We start from the raw sequence: 19,273 nt of genomic DNA, 5'->3' as shown, positions 1-19,273 counted from the left end.
TTATCCTCGCTGCTCAATAGGAATAAATTTTCTAGCATCAGGTCCAGTGTATTCGGAAGTTGGCCTAATCAAACGATTATCTGCACGTTGCTCAAAAACATGTGCTGACCAACCGGTAATCCTTGACATCACAAAGATAGGGGTAAATAAAAAGGTCGGTATACCTGCGTAGTGATAAGCTGATGCACTGTAAAAATCAAGATTTGGAAATAATTTCTTCTCACGCCGCATTACCGCTTCAACACTTTCTGAAACCGTGTATAACAATAGATCGTTTTTGGATTCAGCTAATTTATGCGACCACGCCTTAATAATATCTGACCGAGGATCGCAATCCTTATAGACACGATGGCCAAAACCCATAATTTTCGCTTTATTAGCCAGCATTTCCATTAAACGCTGTTCAGCTTCCTCTGGACTTTTAAACCGTTCAATCAACTCCATTGCAGCTTCATTTGCTCCACCATGTAAAGGGCCACGTAAGGTACCAATTGCTGAAGTAATTGCTGAATAGAAATCAGCCAGAGTAGCAGCTGTAACGCGAGCCGCAAAGGTGGAGGCATTAAATTCATGCTCAGCATACAAAATCAGGGAAACATTCATCATGTCACTTTCCAACTTAGATGGCTTACGCTCATGAAGCAGTTCAAGAAAATGCCCCCCTATGGTGTCTTCATTACTTTCACCACTAATTTCTTTCCCTTTAAAATGATAAGCATACCAATAACACATCATGCCCGGGAATAAGGCTAGCAGTCGATCAGCAATGTCATATTGCTGAGCAAAATCCTTTTCTGGTTCCAAGGTACCTAACATTGAACAGCCAGTCCGCAATACATCCATTGGATGCGTATTTTTAGGGATTAATTTCAATACAGTCTTTAATGTATCAGGCAAATGGCGCAAACCAACCAATTTTTTTGTATAAGTGCTAAGCTCTGAACTTGTAGGTAACTTACCATAATGAAGTAAATAAGCCACCTCCTCGAACGTTGCATGCTCGGCCAAATCATCAATGGAGTAACCACGATAATTTAACCCTTTTCCAGCCAGCCCTACAGTGGCTATAGCCGATTGCCCAGCTATTACACCAGCCAATCCTCCTGCTGCTTTATTGACCATCCTCACCCTCCATCAATTGGTCTAATTTTTTTTCATAATCGTGATACCCCAGTACCTCATACAAATCATTACGTGTTTGCATGCTCTCCAGCAAGCCTTTCTGTGTCCCCTCTTCCTTAATTGCTTTATAAACAAGTAAAGCTGCTTGTGACATAGCTCTAAAAGCACTCAAAGGATACAAAATAAGTTGCACACCAGCCTTAGCCAACTCATCCCTGGTAAATAACGGTGTTTTACCAAACTCAGTAATATTGGCCAGGATAGGCACTTTAACCTGTTTACTAAAAATCTGGTATTCATCCAGTGTCGTCATTGCTTCTGCAAAAATCATATCAGCGCCCAATTCAACACAGAATTGAGCGCGCTCTATCGCAGCATTCATTCCCTCAACAGCATAGGCATCGGTCCGTGCCATAATAACAAAACTGTCATCACTTCGCGCATCTACTGCTACTTTAATGCGATCGCCCATTTCCTCCATTGAAACAATCGCTTTATTGGGACGATGCCCGCAACGCTTAGCGAGCACTTGATCTTCAATATGAATGGCGGCAACACCAGCCCGCTCCATTAGTTGTACAGTTCGAGCAATGTTAAATGCGTGCCCCCAACCAGTATCAACATCAACTAATAAAGGCAAGGAACAGGCTTGGCTGATTCGCCTAACGTCTTCTAACACCTCAGTAAGACTAGTCATACCTAAATCAGGCAAACCATAAGAGGCATTGGCAACACCTGCGCCGGATAGATAAATTGCCTCACAGCCAACTGATTCAGCAAGCATTGCAGAATAAGCATTGATGGTTCCGACAATTTGTAATGGAGAATGATTTTGAACAAGCGTTCTAAAGCGCTTTCCCATAGACATCAATATTCACTCCTTGACATTGTGAACGGCATTTTTATCATGCTGGCAGTCTGATAGCAACTGCTAAACCTGTGGAAAAACAAGCTATTTAACCGATAGAACGATGATTTAGGACGAGAAGAAGGGCCGAATCAAAGCCCGGAACACTATCCGGGCACATGATTATTTTACAGATACTTCTTTCCACCAATTTGTTTTGGTTTCAGTTGCCCAATGCCCATCACGCATACGCGCAACAAAGGCTTCTGTTTTTTCAGGAGAAGAATTTTTCATATCCAGCTTAATGCACCAGTCCCAATCACCTGTAGTGGACCACATTTTTTCTACCCCATCCCATTTGGCCATTGTGCTTAAATCAGACCAGGGTTTATTGGTTTTCATAAAAATTATACTGTTCCATGTATCCATAATCACTATCCTTAGTTTTAGGGGGACGCCTATGCAATGACAGCAACCCCTGGTGTCTGTAAATTAAAACTCCAGCGTTTTCAGCTTAGAACAATTATCTCGGTCCTGCCATGTGCTTTTAATAAATTTTTTGTTAAGTTAAGCAATGTAAGATCTGGCAACAAACCCTAAATAAAGGCATGAACTACAAGGTACTCTACACCCCAATGAATCTCTCACGCTTTTTTTATTTACTGCTTATATTGGGTCCAGCTCTATATTCTCCCACTTCGCCAGCTATGCAAACCACACAGAAATTCTGGTCAATTCTTGGCCTGAATACGGATATTGGCAAATTTTCCTATCAAATTGAACCACAAGTACGGCTTGTTAACGACCCTAGAGTACTTGAGCAATTCCTGTCGCGATTTAGCAGCGGTTATAATGCTTCCTCGCAATGGGCTTTTTGGTTAGGTACAGGTTGGCTCTCCACTGCACAAGATGAAGATACCAAAAATCAGGAATTTCGCCTATGGCAAGATGTTATTTACAATGAAACACTGAATTCCAATAAAATTTTTTTTAGATCACGCATTGAACAACGCAGAAGTAAAGGCTCCGACCAATGGGGTTATCGATTTAGAGAGCGTATTCTTATTAGCCACCCGCTTACAACCAGTATTAGCCTTGTTGGCTCAAATGAGTTCTTTATCAACTTTAACCGGCCAGACTGGCTTTCCACTAAAACCATTGATCAAAATCGATTATCGATTGGTCTTGATCAACAAGCATCAAAATGGTTAAACGTTGGTGCAGGCTATCTCAATCAGGTAATTTTTTCAACACCAATCCAAATGGGACATGTAGTTACCTTTAATGTACAAATTCATCTTCCTGGAGGCTAAGACTTATAATCAAATAACCAAATACCCTTTTGAATACCATGTGCAATGACCTGAAATATGAACTCGCTCGTCATGAATTTCACAAGTTAACTCCCCTTTGCGGAAAGAACCCTGGATAGCATGCAAGATCTTTTTATTGAGGCGCTCAGCCCAAAAAGGTCCAAGAACACAATGAGCTGACCCTGTGACCGGATCCTCCGCAATGTTATGCCTTGGGTAAAAACAGCGTGAATAAAAATCTGCACCACTGCAACGAGATGTGAGAATTAATCCACGTTTCGGTAATTTGACTAACCCTTTAAGATCGACTTGAGCATGCAACACTTTATTTTCATCAGCAAGTAAAATTAGGTAATCCAAGTCACTTTCAAAAACATCCACATAAGGTTTATCAATTAAGGCTGCAATTAGTTCCGGGGTCTCACTCAATTGAAAATTTAATCGAGGAAAATCCAGAGTATAGCTCTCTCCTTTTTTTCTCACCGAAAGAAGTCCACTAGGACTCGAAAAATGAACCGTATCTTTAGAACATTTACCTAGCTCATGTAAAACAAAACCTGCGGCTAAGGTAGCATGTCCACAAAGACTAATTTCACCCCGCGGTGTAAACCAACGGATATGAAAACCACTTTTATCCTCAATAATAAAAGCGGTTTCCGAAAGATTATTTTCAACAGCAATAGCCTGCATCAATTCATCATTGAGCCAATCATTGAGCAGGCATACTGCCGCCGGATTCCCGTGAAATATTTTGTCAGTAAATGAATCAATTTGAAAAATTTCAATGCTGTTCACGGACTACCCCATTGACTAACCTGTGGATTCGAAGAGTAACGATCTCATGTTAGAGAAGCAATACTCTCACTTTTCTCTCTCTGAAAAAGATATGTTAACATGTTCAAAAAAAAACAGGGAAGATTAAGCTATCAATAAGCAGCTTGGGCTACTATTTATTTGATTTATTAAATATGCTTTGATTTTTTTCTTCCTTAAGAAAGCAAAAAAACAAAGCATATGGCAGTTTTAATGTCGCGCTTGTAGAATCGCAGGTTGAATAGAGGCTCTTTTTGTGACCTGTCTGGATTGATTGTCAGCCAAGTTGAGACTTTCCCTTAGAAAATGAGAAGATTCAGTTAAATGCGAGAGTAAATCTTGTGTTAACTGCGTTGAATCCATTCTATTCAGTATATTCATCACTAAAGACAGATGACCAGCCATTAACTCAAAATTTTCATTACCCTCTTTATGCTCCCTGTAGACAATTACTTTTGCCTTCATGGCTACTCCTGATTAATTATTGATATAAAGTTATAGTTCAAAATTCCTATCTTACAAGTAACTTGATAATTTTGACCAATTCCTTTGCCCATACTGTAAAAGTATAGGCTATAAAATGAATCTTAATCTTGATGCAAATTTTTTGTTAATTCTTTACGTAAAAAACGAGCTGGCGATAAAGATTGCACTAAGGTGCGAGGCAGAAACCAGGGCTCATTGTTAATCAGTGATGCTAACCATTCAGCGCTAAGCGGAACCGTCGTTAACCCCCGCGAACCAAAACCGGCACACAGAAATAAACCGGGGTAAAAAACACCAGGAGTAGGCAACCAACGCTTAGCATTCGTTGCTAAATCAGCAAAACGCGCTTTAAAAAGCTGCTCATCCGGCACAGGACCCACCAAAGGTAAATAATCGGGAGTAGCTGCTCTCACACCAGCCCAATTGTCAATCACTTCATCAGACCAAACTAATTCTGTAGGGATTTTTTCCAACCTTGCGAGATTGCTCTTATTATCCTCTTCATAGCAAGTTTGTTTAGTAATGTCTAAATGATAAGTTGCTCCAATGGCATGCATACCTTTATTTGCTGGTAAAACATGGCCATCGCCGCACAAGGGTATTTTTAATTTTTCACTAGGAAGGTTTGAGCTAATCATTGTCATTTGGCCACGAATTGATTTCAGTGGTAGAAAAGAGGTTTGGCTAAATTGATTCGCTTGATTGCCGTTCGCAATGATTAATACGTCGGCCTTATGCCCTGCTACATGCCATTGCTCATTTCTAAAGACTAATTCTCTTATTACTGTGTCAGGAATCCAATTGACTCCTTTTTCTTGAGCAAATATATTACATAATGCACGTGAATCCAACCATCCAGAGTGAGGGATGAACAAACCACCAGTATTTAAGTGAATTCCAGCAATTTCCGTAGCACACTGCTGATCTACAAGAACACCCAACTCAGGATAAGCAGCCAACCATTTCTCTAAACCAAGCTGTGAAGCCTGTTCTCTATCATTGAAGGCCAGTTGCAAAATCCCCGACAATTTACCAATATCATGTTTATGAAGTAATTGGCTATAAATGCGATGAGCAAAAAGAAAAGCATTTAGCATAAATAGAGTTAAAGGTGAGCGATAAGCGGATAATTTTGGGTATAAAACTGCCTGGGCATTCCCTGATGCACCACAACCCACTTCATTCTGAGCATCCATTAAATTAACTTGCCAACCCCGTTTCGCTAAAGCTTGAGCAAGATAACAACCAGCCAATCCTGCACCTAAAACAATGGCCTTTTTTTCATTGACAATTCTTGGAATACCACTTTGCCAAGGTGTAACCCGAGCTCTTGGCGAGGAGGCGAACTCTGCTTTTTTAAATGCAGCAACCACCATTTCACGTTTTTGACCAAAGCCTTTGATTTTTTTGACCTCAAAACCAACGGCTTGCAAATTTTTTCTAACAACACCTGCAGCAGAAAAGGTAGCAAGCGTTGTTCCTGGTTTAGATAATTGCCCTATTATCTGAAAAAGCTCTTCACTCCACATCTGCTGGTTTTTGGCTGGTGCAAAACCATCCAAAAACCAGGCATCAATATGATTTGTCCTTAATTCTGCTTCAAGTTTAACATCCCCACAAACTAAAAGTTGATGAAAACAGTGGCTAGCTTCTCCAAGCATCAAAGTTAAATTGACTCTGCCATTTTCAAATTGTAGATGATGAAATCCTGGCGTTAAAATAGGGTAATCTGCCTGTAAAACCAATGCTAAGTTCTTTAATTGCGGCCATAAAGCTAAACAACGAGCAAGCTCCTCTCGTCGCAAAGGGAATTTCTCGCAACTGATAAAATGCAACCGAGCTTGCTGAGGGGCATATTTAAGCCACAGCGACCAAGTTAATAAAAAATTAAGACCGCTACCAAAACCTGTTTCTGCAATAGCAAAAGAACCACGTCCCTCAGTGGCTAACCGTTGCCAACGTTCTATGAGGTTGTTCCCGGTGATAAACACATGCTCCGCTTCTAACAAACCATTTTCATTAGAAAAATAAATGTCATTAAATCGGGTAGAAAACGGCAAACCATCACACCACATTAAATCTGCCGTTTCAATTGGAATAAAAGGATTACTCACAAGCACACACTAGAATGATTTCGTAACAAAGCCAAGCTATGCCGAAAATTAACGCGTGGGTGTGATTATAACAGAGTTGTTAACTACCGCTGCATTTGCTTCATTAACTACTTCAGATTGCATATTTTCAATCCATTTACATAACCGTGGTCTTAAAATAAATACTAACAAAGCGGCAACTAGAGCAATTAAGCCTAGCTCTAAAAATACACGACTATAGCTAGAATTAGTGAGTACAGGTGAAATACTGTCTTGCCCGCCCATCATCCAATTAGAACTATAACTTGATAAGATCGCCCCTACACCGGTGCTCAACATCCACATGCCCATCATCACGCCTTGTAGAGAATTAGGTATTAGCGCGCCTACCATCGCATAACCAATAGGTGCGATAAGCAATTCACCGGCACTTTGGAGAATAAAACTGAGAAAGATCCATCCAGGGGCAACCAATCCAACCGAATTTGCACTGATTATCCCTACAGGCAATATTATAAACGCTAAACTAATTAACAATAAGGCCCAGGCAAATTGCACAGGAATATTAATAGGTATGCCACGCGAACGCAGATGGTTCAATAATGAACTTAATAATGGCCCACCGATAACAATGCTTAACGTATTGATATTCTGAAACCATTGTGGAGGGATGGTCATCATCAGCCAATTACGATCAACATTGTTATCGATAAAATAGGTTAAACCCATAGGCCCGGTCTGATACAACATCCAAAACACCGTACTCACTAACATCAACACTACAAAAGCGAGCATCTTTTTTTGTGCATCCATAACATTTTGCTGGAATGCGAGCCAACAAGCAACAGCTAACATTAATCCACCAGTAAACAAAACCAACTTATTTGCCCAATTGGCAAAATGAATCAATTGGCTTAAAAGCAAAGGCATACAAAGAATAACCAATATGCCAACCAAAGAAGCTTGTCGTTTCTTTTGTCTAGAAAGACGCGAATAAACAGTTTCATGATCGGCTAAACTGTGCCAACAGTATAAACAAATAAAAAGAGCAACCAAATTACCCAAACTACTCAATAAAAATAAGCGTTGATAATTTTGCGATAATTGAAAATAACCACTCAAACTAAAACCAGTAAAGAAACCGATATTCATTCCTGCATAATTCCACAAAAAAACGGTTTCACGGCGTTGGTCTTGGGGTTTAAAACGTTGCGTTAGCATACAGTTAACACAGGCAACATTAAGACCACAGCCAATTAAAAAAGTGGCTAAACCATAATAAAGGTAAGCTACATTGATACTGGCTAATAAAATACAGCCAACAATTTGCGCAAACATACTAAAACAAAACAGCGCTCGATTTGAGAAAAATCTCCCACCGCAATAACCACCCAATAGGTGTAAAGTAAAGTTAAGAGCAACAAATATACCCGTAACGCTATTAGCCAATTTAATGGATAAACCAAGTTTGCCAGTCATATACAAAACCAGCGTCGAATAAAGCACACTAAAACTTAAGGTCGCAAAAACTTGAATGAAGAACAGGGGAACTACTCCTTGCGGCAACCTATTCCAAACTATTTTTTTGTTAGCTACTCTTAACATTGGATGCCCTCCTCTGTTAGCTAATTCACCTCGAATATGACATGGCAATTTTTAGCTGTCTATGCAAAAAGGACGATCAAATAAAGTTATTACAAAAACCTGCAATTTCTTTACAAATTGAAGTTTTATTGCAATATTTTTTATACAAAACTCTACAATTTCTTTACAATACAAGACTTAGAACAAGTTTTGCTGCTTCGATCGCTCTTTTGATTTGATCCCTGTAGTTAATGATCAACGTGTTTGAGGTTTAACCATGCACAAAAAAATTTACTTAACTGGCATAGAAAAGCGACCAGGAAAATCGTTTGTATCGTTGGGTTTTTTATCAGCGCTTAAAGAACAGCAAAACTCTATTCAATGCTTTAAGTTATTTACGGAATCAGATGAGTCGCAAATTCCATTACTGGAAGCAGTAGCAGAACAATCTCTAACACCGATCATGGATGTCAATAAAGCCATTGCGCTTATGCGCACGCAACCTGAAGATTTACTTTCAGCGGTATTAGAAGCAACCAAAACTCAAAACCAGGATGATTTGATTTATCTTGAGGGCAGCGATTTTGAAAGTGACAATGATGTTTTTGAATATCAGTTTAATTTAACACTCGCGCATCAACTAAATTGCGATGTAGTCTTAGTAGTTTCAGCTAAAGATAGAACCTTGGAGCATACGCTTTCTATCTTAAAGACTGCTCTGGAAGTGAGCAAAAAAGCGCATGCACGTGTTGCGGGAGTTATTATTAACCAAGTGTCGCCTTCTGATGAAAGTGAAGCATCCGAGCTTTTTAACAAGCAGTTACCCAAACTGGCATTTACAGCCATTCTTCCCGAGTTTGAATCTCTGGCTAACCCATCTGTTCGCGATATAGTGACCACTTTAGATGCTAAAATTTTATGTGGAGAAAGCGAGTTACACCGTCCCGTCAGACAATTTACGATTGCTGCCAAGACTGTAAGTAATTTCTTGCAATCACGTCTTGATAGAAGCGGTATGCTTATTATCACGCCAGATGATCGCATTGATATTCTTTTAGGCTCACTTCTGGCCGATCAATCAGCTTATTATCCTAAAATAGCCGGTATTGTTTTAACCGGAGGTGAAATGCCCGGAACCGCTATCTGTGAAATTCTCGCAGGCCTCGATCACCCCTTTCCGGTCTTACTAACAGCACTTAAAACCTATGAAACGGCTACCACTCTGTTTTCAGCAAAATTTAGTTTAAGTGAATCTAATCCAGATAAAGTGAAAACAGCTATAGAAACGATGCGTCCTTATCTCCATGAACCCTTGACAAAATTACTGAGTGATAATTCAGTTAAACCACAATTAAGTCCAGCCGTATTTCTTTATGACTTAATCCATAGGGCAAAGCAGTTAAAACGGCATATTGTTCTTCCAGAAGGTGATGATGCCCGAATACTAATTGCTGCAGATCACTTACTAAAGCGTAATATTGTTAAGATTACGCTCTTGGGTAAAACTGAAAAGATTAATTTATTAGCCAAACGTCTGGATTTGAATTTGTCAAATGCAACAATTATTGATATTGAAAAATCCGCAAAGCGAGAAAACTACGCTCAACAATATTACCAGCTTCGTCAACATAAAAATGTTAATTTACCTATTGCTCTTGAGCGAATGACTGATATTAATTATTTCGCTGCAATGATGGTTTATTGTGGTGATGCAGATGGTATGGTTTCCGGAGCAGCCCATACTACGGCAGATACCGTCAGACCAGCTTTGGAAATAATAAAAACTAAACCTGGCGTCAGCAAGGTATCCTCTATTTTCATTATGTGCATGCCTGCACGTGTTTTAATCTATGGGGACTGCGCTATTAATCCAGAACCTGATAGTCAAACACTTGCTGAAATTACAGCTCAGGCCGCCCAAATCGCTAAAAATTTGGGTATAGAACCCAAGGTTGCGCTTTTGTCTTATTCTTCGGGTGATTCCGGTAAAGGAGAAAGTGTGGAGAAAGTAGCCAAGGCTATGGAAATTGTGAAGAAACAACAACCCGATTTGTTAGCAGAAGGACCTATACAATATGATGCTGCAGTCGATCCTGAGGTTGCTGCAAAAAAACTACCTCATTCCAAACTTGCAGGTCATGCAACTGTACTGATTTTTCCTGATCTTAATACGGGGAACAACACGTATAAGGCAGTACAACGTGAAAGTGGGGCTCTGGCAATTGGTCCGGTATTGTTAGGCTTAAACAAACCAGTCAACGATTTAAGTAGAGGCTGCACACCGCAAGATATTATCAACACGATTCTCGTTACTGCCATTCAAGCACAAGGGGATAAATAATGTATATTTTAACGATCAACGCAGGAAGTTCGTCTATTAAATATAAGGCATTCCAGGTTGAAAAGCAGCAAGTTACTCCCCTGCTATCAGGCTTAATTGAAGGAATTGGTGAATCTGAATGCCTTTGGCATCATTATAAGCACAGTAAAGAAACCATAAAAAAAAATTTTAAAGCGCATGATGAGTCATTTCACTCATTAGCGGACAAATTACACCATGACCTTAAAGATCACCCTATCACAGGCGTTGGTCATCGTGTGGTACACGGGGGTGAGCGCTATTATGAACCGACGGTTATTACACCCAAAATATTAAAGGAAATAAAAGAGCTTGCTCATCTTGCTCCAATTCATAATCCGATTAATGCCCTGGGTATTGAGTTCGCCCAACAGTATTTCCCAGAAGCTCAGCATATCGCTGTCTTTGATAGCGGCTTCCATCATACAATGCCGGAATATATTCGCCAATACGCAATTGATTCAGCGACAGCGAATCGTTATCAAATTAAACGTTATGGTTTTCATGGTATCAATCATGAATATGTTGCCAACCAGGCAGCAACCTATTTGCAAAAACCAATAAAAGACTGCAATTTTATTACTTTGCATTTAGGGAATGGTGCAAGTGCTTGCTTAATTAAGCAAGGTAAATCTTTTGATACCTCAATGGGGATGACCCCTTTAGCAGGTTTGGTAATGGGTACACGTTGCGGAGATATCGATCCGGCAATTCCCTTATATTTACAGCAGCAAGGGATGACTGCCCAGCAAGTTGATATCTTCTTGAATAAACAAAGTGGACTAAAAGGCATTGCGGGTGAAAATGACATGCGTAGACTCATAGCTAATGCTTTAGCAGGTGATCAGAGCGCAGAACTCGCTATTGAGATGTATGTTTATGCCATTCAAAAAACAATTGGCGCTTACAGTAGTCAAGTTGCCGCCCTGGATGCATTAATTTTTACCGGTGGCGTAGGTGAAAATGCTGCTTTAATTCGTGAGCGGGTTGTCGCGCCTCTCAAGCACCTGGATTTTGAATTAGATTCTACAGCTAACTCCAGTTGCAGTAATGAAAAATGCCATATTATCTCAAATTCTGGAAAACCTATTTTAGTCGTTCGAGGGGATGAGGAAGCCTATATTGCTCAAAAAACAGCCACTAAAATTCTGGAAAACCAACACCAATCTAAATCGTGAAAAATTTGATATTTCGCTAGCTTGAGTCGAAAAGCGTTGATTAATAGTAAATGAACTGCGACAGTAAATTGACGCTTTTCGATCGAGGTAGTAGAAAGGTCAACAGACTCTATCCGGCTTTACGAAAAGTAAGGTTCAAGCGGTATCTACCGACTAAAAAATGCTCATTCTCTTTGAGTGGTAAGATACCATGATAACGAAGTCTGGCTGGGCCACCCCAAACCACAACATCTCCATGCATTAGAGGCAAGCGTTGTAATTTATCGCTTCGTTTAAAACCACCAAACAAAAATATTGCAGGAATGCCAAGCGATACAGAGACAATTGGGGCAGTAAAATCCTTTTCATCTTTATCTTGATGTAAGGAAAGACGACTCTTTGGTTCATAACGATTTATCAAACAAGCATCTGGAATAAAATGACTAAAGCCCGCTTGCAAAGCAGCTGATTTAGCGAGCTCTACCAATGAATGAGGCATTGGCGGCCAACTTTTTCCACTTAAAGGATCAATTGATTCATAACGATATCCACTTTCATCCGTTATCCAACCCAAAGATCCACAGTTTGACATAGCAACTGACATGGTATATCCCCCGGGCGTTACCATATGCCGAAACGGAGCCACATCAATGACTTTCTTCAAATCTGCCAGAATTAAACGATCCATAGAAAGAGTAAAACCATGTAATATTACAGCACCAGGAGCCAGAGTTTCCTGGAAGGGCTCTTGATATACTTTATCAAACAAATCCCAATTCATAACTCTATCTTTAATTACCTTACTCTATTAAGTTTAGCTAACTTATTATACAAACTTTTTCTATTAAAAATATTTTATGCTTTTTAGTATGAACACATAAAAGAAATTACTCAAATAGCTAATTCCTGGAACCTTTATAGAACAACAATCCTGCATCCGGAGCGAAATCACTAAGACTCAACTTCCATTTCAACCAGTTGACTTGTGCCAAAGTGACCGGGGGCAGCAAAATGGTAATTATTTGAGGTAAATTGTTCTTTAATTATTTTAACCTGTCTATTATCCAGACGGGCACCATATTGTTTGACAACCTGTGCCGCTGCCTTATTGGCCAAATCGATTGCCAACTGAGGTGCATATCCCTGAGTAATTGCATAGAGATAAGCTCCTGCAAACATATCACCAGCTCCTACCGTATCTACAGCCAATACAGGTGTTGTTGGAATAGCCATTATTTCACCATCTATAGCTAAAACAGCCCCACGACTTCCGCAAGTAACCACTAAATGGTTTGCTAAAGGTTGTAACAAACCAATGGCCGCCTCTAAATGATCCGTTTGAGTAAATAAAAGAGCTTCCTCTTCATTACAAAATAAAAGATCAACTCCACCATCAATGACTGATAGTAATTCATTCTTGAAATAACGAACCATATTGGGATCAGATAGGGTTAAAGCAACCCTGGTATTGACAGTATTTGCATACCGTCGCGCAGTTAATAATGCATTTCTAGCGGTGGGTGAAGTAACTAAATAACCTTCGAGATAGATATATCGCGCTGCAGCAATCGCTTTTAAATCCAACGCCTCTGGGCATAAAGTTTCTGAAATACCCAAATGAGTATTCAGAGTTCGTTGCGCATCCTCTGTGACAAGGACAATACATTGCCCAGTTATACCAGACGACAGATTATTGACAGTTAAATTGCAATCAAGACCGAGGGCTTTTAACTCATGCAAAAATAAATAACCCGCCTCGTCGTTAGCAACTTTACAACTATAATAACCACGTCCACCAAACTGACTGAGAGCAATCATTGTATTGGCGGCAGAGCCGCCACATCCCCTATGACAAAACGAATCAGCTAAGGCTGTCATCAAGCGATGATGCGTTAGTTCATCTGTTAAAGTCATGACTCCTTTTTCTATCTGAAAATCTTCTAAAATCTGCTCATTAATTTTTGCTTCCCTATCCAATAGGGCATTTCCTACACCATAAACATGGTATTTTTTCATTTAAGCTCTGATCTCCGTGAGGCTTGCCAACACTGACTCCGCAGCTTGCTGTGTCAATTGAATTTCTTCGTTTTGATGAGCAATAGAGACAAAACCTGCTTCGTACATAGATGGCGCGAAATAAACTCCTTTTTGTAACATACCATGAAAAAATTGTTTAAATAAAGTTTCATCCGAGGAAGCAATATCCGCATAATCAAAAACTTGTTTTTTACGATTAAAACAAAAACCAAACATACCCCCCAAGGAGGAGTGGCAAAATGGAATATTAAATGAAGCAGCAACCTCAGCCAAGCCTTCTACCATTGCAGTTGTATTAGCAGAAAGTCTCTCGTAAAATCCTGGCTTTTCCAATTCAGTCAAGGTCGCTAAACCAGCAGCCATCGCTAAAGGATTACCTGATAAAGTACCTGCTTGATAAACGGGCCCCTCAGGCGCTAAATGAGTCATAATTTCAGCCTTGCCACCCACTGCTCCAACAGGCATACCACCACCAATTACTTTACCAAGCGTCGTGAGATCAGGAATAATATTAAATAGTTCCTGTGCTCCACCTAAAGCAACCCTAAATCCAGTCATTACTTCGTCAAAAATTAATAAGGCTTCATGAGCATCACATAAATCACGTAATCCTTGCAGAAAATCTGGTTTTGGTAATACAAAACCCATATTGCCGGCAACTGGTTCTATGATAATTGCAGCAATATCGCCAGGATATTGCTCAAACAGTTTTTCTGTTTGTTCAAGACTATTAAAGTCAGCAGTGAGTGTATGTTCGGTTATACTGGCAGGTATGCCTGGCGTAGAAGGAATACCAAGAGTCAGTAAACCCGAACCTGCTTTTACAAGCAAACTGTCATTGTGACCATGATAACAGCCATTGAACTTGATAATTTTATTTTTACCAGTAAAGCCGCGTGCCAATCGAATAGCCGTCATTGTTGCTTCTGTACCAGAATTAACCATCCGTATCTTTTCGATAGCCGGCATTAGCGTCGTTATTTTTTGCGCAAGCCTGACTTCCAATTCAGTTGGCGCACCAAAACTCATACCGCTACGCAAGGCAATACTAACTGCATCAACAACGCCAGGATGACAATGCCCTAAAATGAGAGGCCCCCAAGATCCTACATAATCGATATAATGTTTATTATCCGCATCAATTAAGTAAGCCCCTTTTCCCTGTTTAAAAAAGATTGGATCGCCGCCAACACCTTTAAAAGCTCTAACAGGGGAATTGACACCGCCAGGAATAACGGTTTGCGCTTGCGCAAATAATTGTTGAGAACTCCGCATGACCACTCCATCGTCTAGAATTAACCCGTTATTCTACAGTCTTTTTAGGGGGCTGACAAAAATTATAACAAATTTAGACTTTACATTAGTGCAGTCAATAGCTAAATTAGCCCCTTTAAAATATTGAGCGGCAGATATGCAAGATTACAAAAAATACATTTGTGTTATATGTGGTTTTATCTACGATGAGGCTGAAGGTTGGCCTGAAGACGGCATTCAAGCAGGAACGCGTTGGGAGGAAGTACCAGAAAACTGGTTCTGTCCTGATTGCGGAGCAGGTAAAGAAGACTTTGAAATGGTTGAAATAGATTAATCCTTAATTAACAATCTTTCCCTGCCGTGAGGCTCCTCCTGACTCACGGCTAAAATGGCTTGAGTACCACCAAGAAAACGATACTCAACAAAAATAAAGTCGGCAATTCATTAAAGATCCGGTAAAACCTTGCCCTCTTTTCGTTCTTGTCCTGAGCAAATTGCCTAACAAAACGCCCACAGAACAGATGGTAAAACCACAATAAAATCACCAAACTTACTTTTGCATGCATCCAACCTGCTTTTAAGTAGTACTGCCAATTGTAGCTAATTAGGGCCAAACCAAATCCCGTTGTTAATAAAGCAGCAGGCCAAGTTATTCCATAATACAAGCGCTTTTCCATAATTTTAAAACGTTCAATCGATATTTGATCGTTTGTATCAGCGTGATAAACAAAAAGACGAGGTAAATAAAAAAGACCGGCAAACCAAGCGACCATTGCGATAATATGAAGTGCCTTAACAATTAACATAGGCTATGACCTGTTTTTTCGTTTATGTTGACGAGAACGCCGAACAATATTAAGCACTTCAACACTTAAAGAAAAGCCCATAGCAAAATAAACATAACCACGCGGTACATGAAAAGAAAAACTATCAGCGACTAAAACCATACCAATTAAAATCAAAAAACTTAAGGCCAACATTTTAACTGTTGGATGCTTATCTATAAATTCGCTTACAGGTTCACTTGCATAAATCATAACTAAGATCGCACAGGTGATAGCAGCTGCCATGACCCAAAAACGAGTAGTCAGGCCAATTGCCGTAAGAACACTATCCAAAGAAAAAACAATATCCATAACAGCAACTTGAAATACAACCACTTTAAAAGTGGGGTGTTTAGGACCTTTAGCTTGCAATTCCGTCTTGTCTTCCCCTACTTCATAATGTATTTCCTGTGTTGCTTTCGCTATTAAAAAGGCGCCGCCGGCAAATAAAAATAGATCGCGTATAGAAAAAGAAAATTCCCCATAGGAAACCAACGGATGCACTAATTTTACTAGCCAAACAGCTGAGCCAAGCAAAGCAATTCGAGTCATCCAGGCAAAAGTTAGCCCCCATCTTCTGGCGCTTTTACGTTGTTCGCGCGGTAATTTTTCTGTCAAAATAGACAAAAAAACAAGATTATCTATGCCTAGTACTATTTCTAAAATAACCAGCGCAGAAAGACTTAAAAGTATATCTAAAAATTCCATGTCATCACTTTAAAATATCAATATCAGCAGCCTTATTGTCACCCGAACTTATCCAAAGGTAAATGATTCACTTTCTAACCTATCTTAGCTATACTAACGCGCGATAAACAAGTTATACAGGTGACTAAATCATTAAGTTAATCAAAAAGCTGCTACGTAGATCCAGGACGAACCAATCACCTGTTGATGCCAGTTATATTATTCCACGCAGCCAACACCATATATCAAAAACAGATATCAGTGCAAATGCACTTAAAGTCTTGAATCGCCTTAATAGTGCTGGTTTCCAAGCCTTTTTAGTTGGCGGTAGCGTGCGTGATCTTTTGTTGCGCAAAGTACCTAAGGATTTTGATGTTGCAACCAACGCAACTCCGAACCAGATAAAAAAATTATTTCGCAATGCCCGTATTATAGGACGACGCTTTAAGCTAGTGCATATTATTTTTCACCGCGACATTATTGAAGTAGCCACTTTCCGAGGCAGTGAAGGTGCAGATGAAGTTATTGAAGCGAATCAATTAACCAATGAGCGAGGCATGCTCGTTCGTGATAACGTGTATGGTACTCTCGATGAAGATGCCTGGCGCCGTGATTTCACCATTAACTCACTCTATTACAATATTGACGACTCTTCGATTGTTGATTTCACTGGTGGCGTCAATGATGTTAATCAGCATATCATTCGTATGATTGGTGACCCAACAACACGTTATCAGGAAGATCCCGTACGTATGCTGCGTGCAGTACGTTTTAGCGCTAAATTACATTTTAGCCTTGCTCCAGAAACAGCTGAACCTCTGCCACACTTAAGTTATTTGATTACCCATGTTTCTGGTTCGCGCCTATTTGATGAAATGACTAAACTATACCAATGTGGCGAAGCCGAAAACGTGCATCGTTTATTAATTCAGCATGGTTTATTTCCTCATCTTTTCGCCCAAACAGCAAAATTAATGGATAGTCACTATCCAGTGAATGCCTTAATAGGAATAGCATTAGAAAATACGGATACCCGCATTAGGGATAACAAGCCTGTTACACCCGCTTTTTTATTTGCCGTATTGCTATGGTTTCCTTTGCAAGCACGAACTGCGCTGTTGCAGGAAGAAGAGGGGCTAGATCCACTGCCTGCTTTAGAAAAAGCAATGTCACAAGTTATTATTGAACAAAATCAAGTTATAACAATTCCCAAACGTTTTAGCCAAATCATGCGAGAAATGTGGCTTTTGCAATACCGCTTTCCAAAACGTTTAGGTGGACGTGCCTTTAATTTATTGCAGCATCCAAGATTTCGCGCTGCGTATGACTTTCTCGCTTTGCGAGCTCTTGCAGGTGACGAAGAACTCGAGCTGGCGCAATGGTGGACTACCTTTCAGGATGCATCTGAAAGTGAGCAAACTGAGATGATTGCAACACTTGCTCCTGCCGCTCCACGCAAACCGCGAAAACGTCGCAAACCCAAAGCAGCAAGACCCGAATGATTTCCTGTTATCTAGGATTGGGAAGCAATCTGCGATCGCCCCAACGTCAATTACGACAAGCTCTAACTGCTTTAAGAGGTTTGCCATCTACACAAGTTAACAAAGTAGCAGGCTTTTATCGTAGTAGTGCTTGGGGAAGAAAAGCACAACCAGATTATTACAATACCGTAGTGGCCCTGCAAACGAGCTTAACGCCTGAACAATTATTAATGTTTTGCCAAAAAATAGAGCGTCAGCAAGGTCGTATACGAAAAATACGTTGGGGCTCACGTACACTTGATATCGATATCTTGCTATTTGGCACAAGAAAAATTAACTCCACGAAAATAAAGGTTCCGCATCCAGGATTACATTTGCGCGATTTTGTTTTTGTCCCTTTGCTTGAGCTATCCCCCAAGCCTGCAATCATGGCTAACAACAACCTTTCTAAGCTTATTAAAGAAAGTAAGTTTTGCTCAACAATCAAGCAATAAAATTCATTGTTGTTTTTCCTGTTCATAAACTACACTTACGATATCAAGCAGTTATTAAGCGAGGGAATCGTGTATACATCTATACTGCATGCAACCGATTTGAGTGAAAACCATTTTGATATGTGTAAACAGGCCGTAAAAATTGCTCATCTATTTGGAGCTACCCTTCACTTACTGCATGTCATTGAACCCCCGCCTAGTCTACAGCTGGCACAGGGACTTGGGTTTGCTGAATTTGATAGCCCGGTTAAAGATGACGCGCAAGCGGTTATGAATGTTTTGGGCGAAGCACTTGGCATCCCTCCTGAGCAACAACATGTTGAAATAGGCTCAATCAAAATGAATGTATTGGATAAAGTAAAAGCCTTAGGATGTGGACTCATAATTATTGGCAGCCACAGCCCAAACGCACTGCCAGCTTTTCTGGGAAGTACAGCACATGCTGTGGTGCATCATGCTCCTTGCGATGTTTTAACGATACGAAACAAGATATAATTATTGGGATTGTTCTCCTTAGGAAAGAGCCCGGCATGAGTGTATAACACACTCTTTATTTTTTAACGATCCTTAGAGATAAAACACGACAAGGCTTAAGTTTTCTTTATCTTCAGTTTCATTAACCTCCAATAAAATATCATTACCAATGAGTGATAACTTTAAAAGATAAAGATATGCCTGCATTTCTTTATAGGAAGGATATTTTCTCAAAAAGGTTTTGCTGA

General features: G+C 40.0%; 19 protein-coding genes. 7 read left to right on the top strand and 12 right to left on the bottom strand.

Going from position 1 to position 19,273, the window contains the following annotated elements; genetic code table 11:
* From prpC to DYC89_RS07560, 3 genes are all read right to left on the bottom strand, one after another.
* Window positions 1–1,122, bottom strand: coding sequence for a bifunctional 2-methylcitrate synthase/citrate synthase (gene prpC, locus DYC89_RS07570; protein ID WP_115221233.1), 1,122 nt, complete (start codon window positions 1,120–1,122; stop codon window positions 1–3).
* Window positions 1,112–1,990 (bottom strand): methylisocitrate lyase, encoded by an 879-nt coding sequence (gene prpB / locus DYC89_RS07565; protein ID WP_115221232.1) that lies wholly within the window; start codon window positions 1,988–1,990, stop codon window positions 1,112–1,114. The genes prpC and prpB overlap by 11 nt, the downstream gene beginning before the upstream one ends.
* 162 nt (window positions 1,991–2,152) lie before the next feature.
* Window positions 2,153–2,398 carry a hypothetical protein gene (locus DYC89_RS07560; RefSeq protein ID WP_115221231.1) on the bottom strand — a complete coding sequence of 82 codons (246 nt, stop codon included), beginning with the start codon at window positions 2,396–2,398 and terminating at the stop codon, window positions 2,153–2,155.
* 206 nt (window positions 2,399–2,604) lie between these two features.
* On the opposite strand from DYC89_RS07560, the gene DYC89_RS07555 reads away from it, so the two are divergent.
* On the top strand, window positions 2,605–3,282 hold the full coding sequence (locus DYC89_RS07555; RefSeq protein ID WP_181879349.1) for a DUF2490 domain-containing protein: 678 nt from the start codon (window positions 2,605–2,607) through the stop codon (window positions 3,280–3,282).
* A 9-nt stretch (window positions 3,283–3,291) separates the two neighbouring features.
* Here the strand turns inward: DYC89_RS07555 and DYC89_RS07550 are convergent, their stop codons facing one another.
* The 4 genes from DYC89_RS07550 to DYC89_RS07535 all read right to left on the bottom strand — a co-directional run bounded on the left by DYC89_RS07550 (window position 3,292) and on the right by DYC89_RS07535 (window position 8,279).
* Window positions 3,292–4,077 (bottom strand): PhzF family phenazine biosynthesis protein, encoded by a 786-nt coding sequence (locus DYC89_RS07550; RefSeq protein WP_115221229.1) that lies wholly within the window; start codon window positions 4,075–4,077, stop codon window positions 3,292–3,294.
* Between the two features lie 228 nt (window positions 4,078–4,305).
* On the bottom strand, window positions 4,306–4,560 hold the full coding sequence (locus DYC89_RS07545) for a hypothetical protein (protein ID WP_115221228.1): 255 nt from the start codon (window positions 4,558–4,560) through the stop codon (window positions 4,306–4,308).
* A gap of 122 nt (window positions 4,561–4,682) precedes the next feature.
* The gene (gene mnmC, locus DYC89_RS07540; RefSeq protein WP_115221227.1) at window positions 4,683–6,695 is read right to left on the bottom strand and encodes a bifunctional tRNA (5-methylaminomethyl-2-thiouridine)(34)-methyltransferase MnmD/FAD-dependent 5-carboxymethylaminomethyl-2-thiouridine(34) oxidoreductase MnmC; all 2,013 of its coding nucleotides are present in this window, start codon (window positions 6,693–6,695) and stop codon (window positions 4,683–4,685) included.
* 48 nt (window positions 6,696–6,743) lie between these two features.
* Window positions 6,744–8,279: a peptide MFS transporter gene (locus DYC89_RS07535; protein WP_115221226.1), complete on the bottom strand. Its 1,536-nt coding sequence runs from the start codon at window positions 8,277–8,279 to the stop codon at window positions 6,744–6,746.
* 256 nt (window positions 8,280–8,535) lie between these two features.
* Here DYC89_RS07535 and pta point away from each other — a divergent pair, with 256 nt between their 5' ends.
* Together pta and DYC89_RS07525 are read left to right on the top strand one after the other, a co-directional pair.
* Complete coding sequence (gene pta / locus DYC89_RS07530) at window positions 8,536–10,599, top strand: phosphate acetyltransferase (protein WP_115221225.1); 2,064 nt, start codon at window positions 8,536–8,538, stop codon at window positions 10,597–10,599.
* Window positions 10,599–11,795, top strand: coding sequence for an acetate/propionate family kinase (locus DYC89_RS07525; protein WP_115221224.1), 1,197 nt, complete (start codon window positions 10,599–10,601; stop codon window positions 11,793–11,795). The genes pta and DYC89_RS07525 overlap by 1 nt, the downstream gene beginning before the upstream one ends.
* 109 nt (window positions 11,796–11,904) lie before the next feature.
* Here the strand turns inward: DYC89_RS07525 and alkB are convergent, their stop codons facing one another.
* The 3 genes from alkB to hemL form a co-directional block, all read right to left on the bottom strand.
* The gene (alkB, locus tag DYC89_RS07520) at window positions 11,905–12,555 is read right to left on the bottom strand and encodes a DNA oxidative demethylase AlkB (RefSeq protein WP_115221223.1); all 651 of its coding nucleotides are present in this window, start codon (window positions 12,553–12,555) and stop codon (window positions 11,905–11,907) included.
* Window positions 12,556–12,725: 170 nt separating this feature from the next.
* Window positions 12,726–13,790 carry an adenosine kinase gene (locus tag DYC89_RS07515; RefSeq protein WP_115221222.1) on the bottom strand — a complete coding sequence of 355 codons (1,065 nt, stop codon included), beginning with the start codon at window positions 13,788–13,790 and terminating at the stop codon, window positions 12,726–12,728.
* Window positions 13,791–15,086: a glutamate-1-semialdehyde 2,1-aminomutase gene (gene hemL / locus DYC89_RS07510; RefSeq protein WP_115221221.1), complete on the bottom strand. Its 1,296-nt coding sequence runs from the start codon at window positions 15,084–15,086 to the stop codon at window positions 13,791–13,793.
* Between the two features lie 136 nt (window positions 15,087–15,222).
* On the opposite strand from hemL, the gene DYC89_RS07505 reads away from it, so the two are divergent.
* A complete protein-coding gene (locus DYC89_RS07505; protein ID WP_115221220.1) occupies window positions 15,223–15,399 on the top strand; it encodes a rubredoxin in 177 nt (58 codons plus the stop codon).
* A gap of 49 nt (window positions 15,400–15,448) precedes the next feature.
* On the opposite strand, the gene hemJ is transcribed toward DYC89_RS07505, so the two are convergent.
* Window positions 15,449–15,871 (bottom strand): protoporphyrinogen oxidase HemJ, encoded by a 423-nt coding sequence (gene hemJ, locus DYC89_RS07500; RefSeq protein ID WP_115221219.1) that lies wholly within the window; start codon window positions 15,869–15,871, stop codon window positions 15,449–15,451.
* Window positions 15,872–15,874: 3 nt separating this feature from the next.
* Window positions 15,875–16,597, bottom strand: coding sequence for a TerC family protein (locus DYC89_RS07495; RefSeq protein ID WP_115221218.1), 723 nt, complete (start codon window positions 16,595–16,597; stop codon window positions 15,875–15,877).
* Between the two features lie 149 nt (window positions 16,598–16,746).
* On the opposite strand from DYC89_RS07495, the gene pcnB reads away from it, so the two are divergent.
* From pcnB to DYC89_RS07480, 3 genes are all read left to right on the top strand, one after another.
* The gene (gene pcnB, locus DYC89_RS07490; protein ID WP_115221217.1) at window positions 16,747–18,078 is read left to right on the top strand and encodes a polynucleotide adenylyltransferase PcnB; all 1,332 of its coding nucleotides are present in this window, start codon (window positions 16,747–16,749) and stop codon (window positions 18,076–18,078) included.
* The gene (gene folK / locus DYC89_RS07485) at window positions 18,075–18,551 is read left to right on the top strand and encodes a 2-amino-4-hydroxy-6-hydroxymethyldihydropteridine diphosphokinase (protein WP_115221216.1); all 477 of its coding nucleotides are present in this window, start codon (window positions 18,075–18,077) and stop codon (window positions 18,549–18,551) included. The genes pcnB and folK overlap by 4 nt, the downstream gene beginning before the upstream one ends.
* A gap of 69 nt (window positions 18,552–18,620) precedes the next feature.
* The gene (locus DYC89_RS07480) at window positions 18,621–19,046 is read left to right on the top strand and encodes a universal stress protein (protein WP_058447892.1); all 426 of its coding nucleotides are present in this window, start codon (window positions 18,621–18,623) and stop codon (window positions 19,044–19,046) included.
* Window positions 19,047–19,273: the final 227 nt, after the last annotated feature.

The organism is Legionella donaldsonii (assembly GCF_900452385.1).
GTDB lineage: Bacteria > Pseudomonadota > Gammaproteobacteria > Legionellales > Legionellaceae > Tatlockia > Tatlockia donaldsonii.
This window is presented reverse-complemented; position numbering and strand designations above follow the sequence as displayed.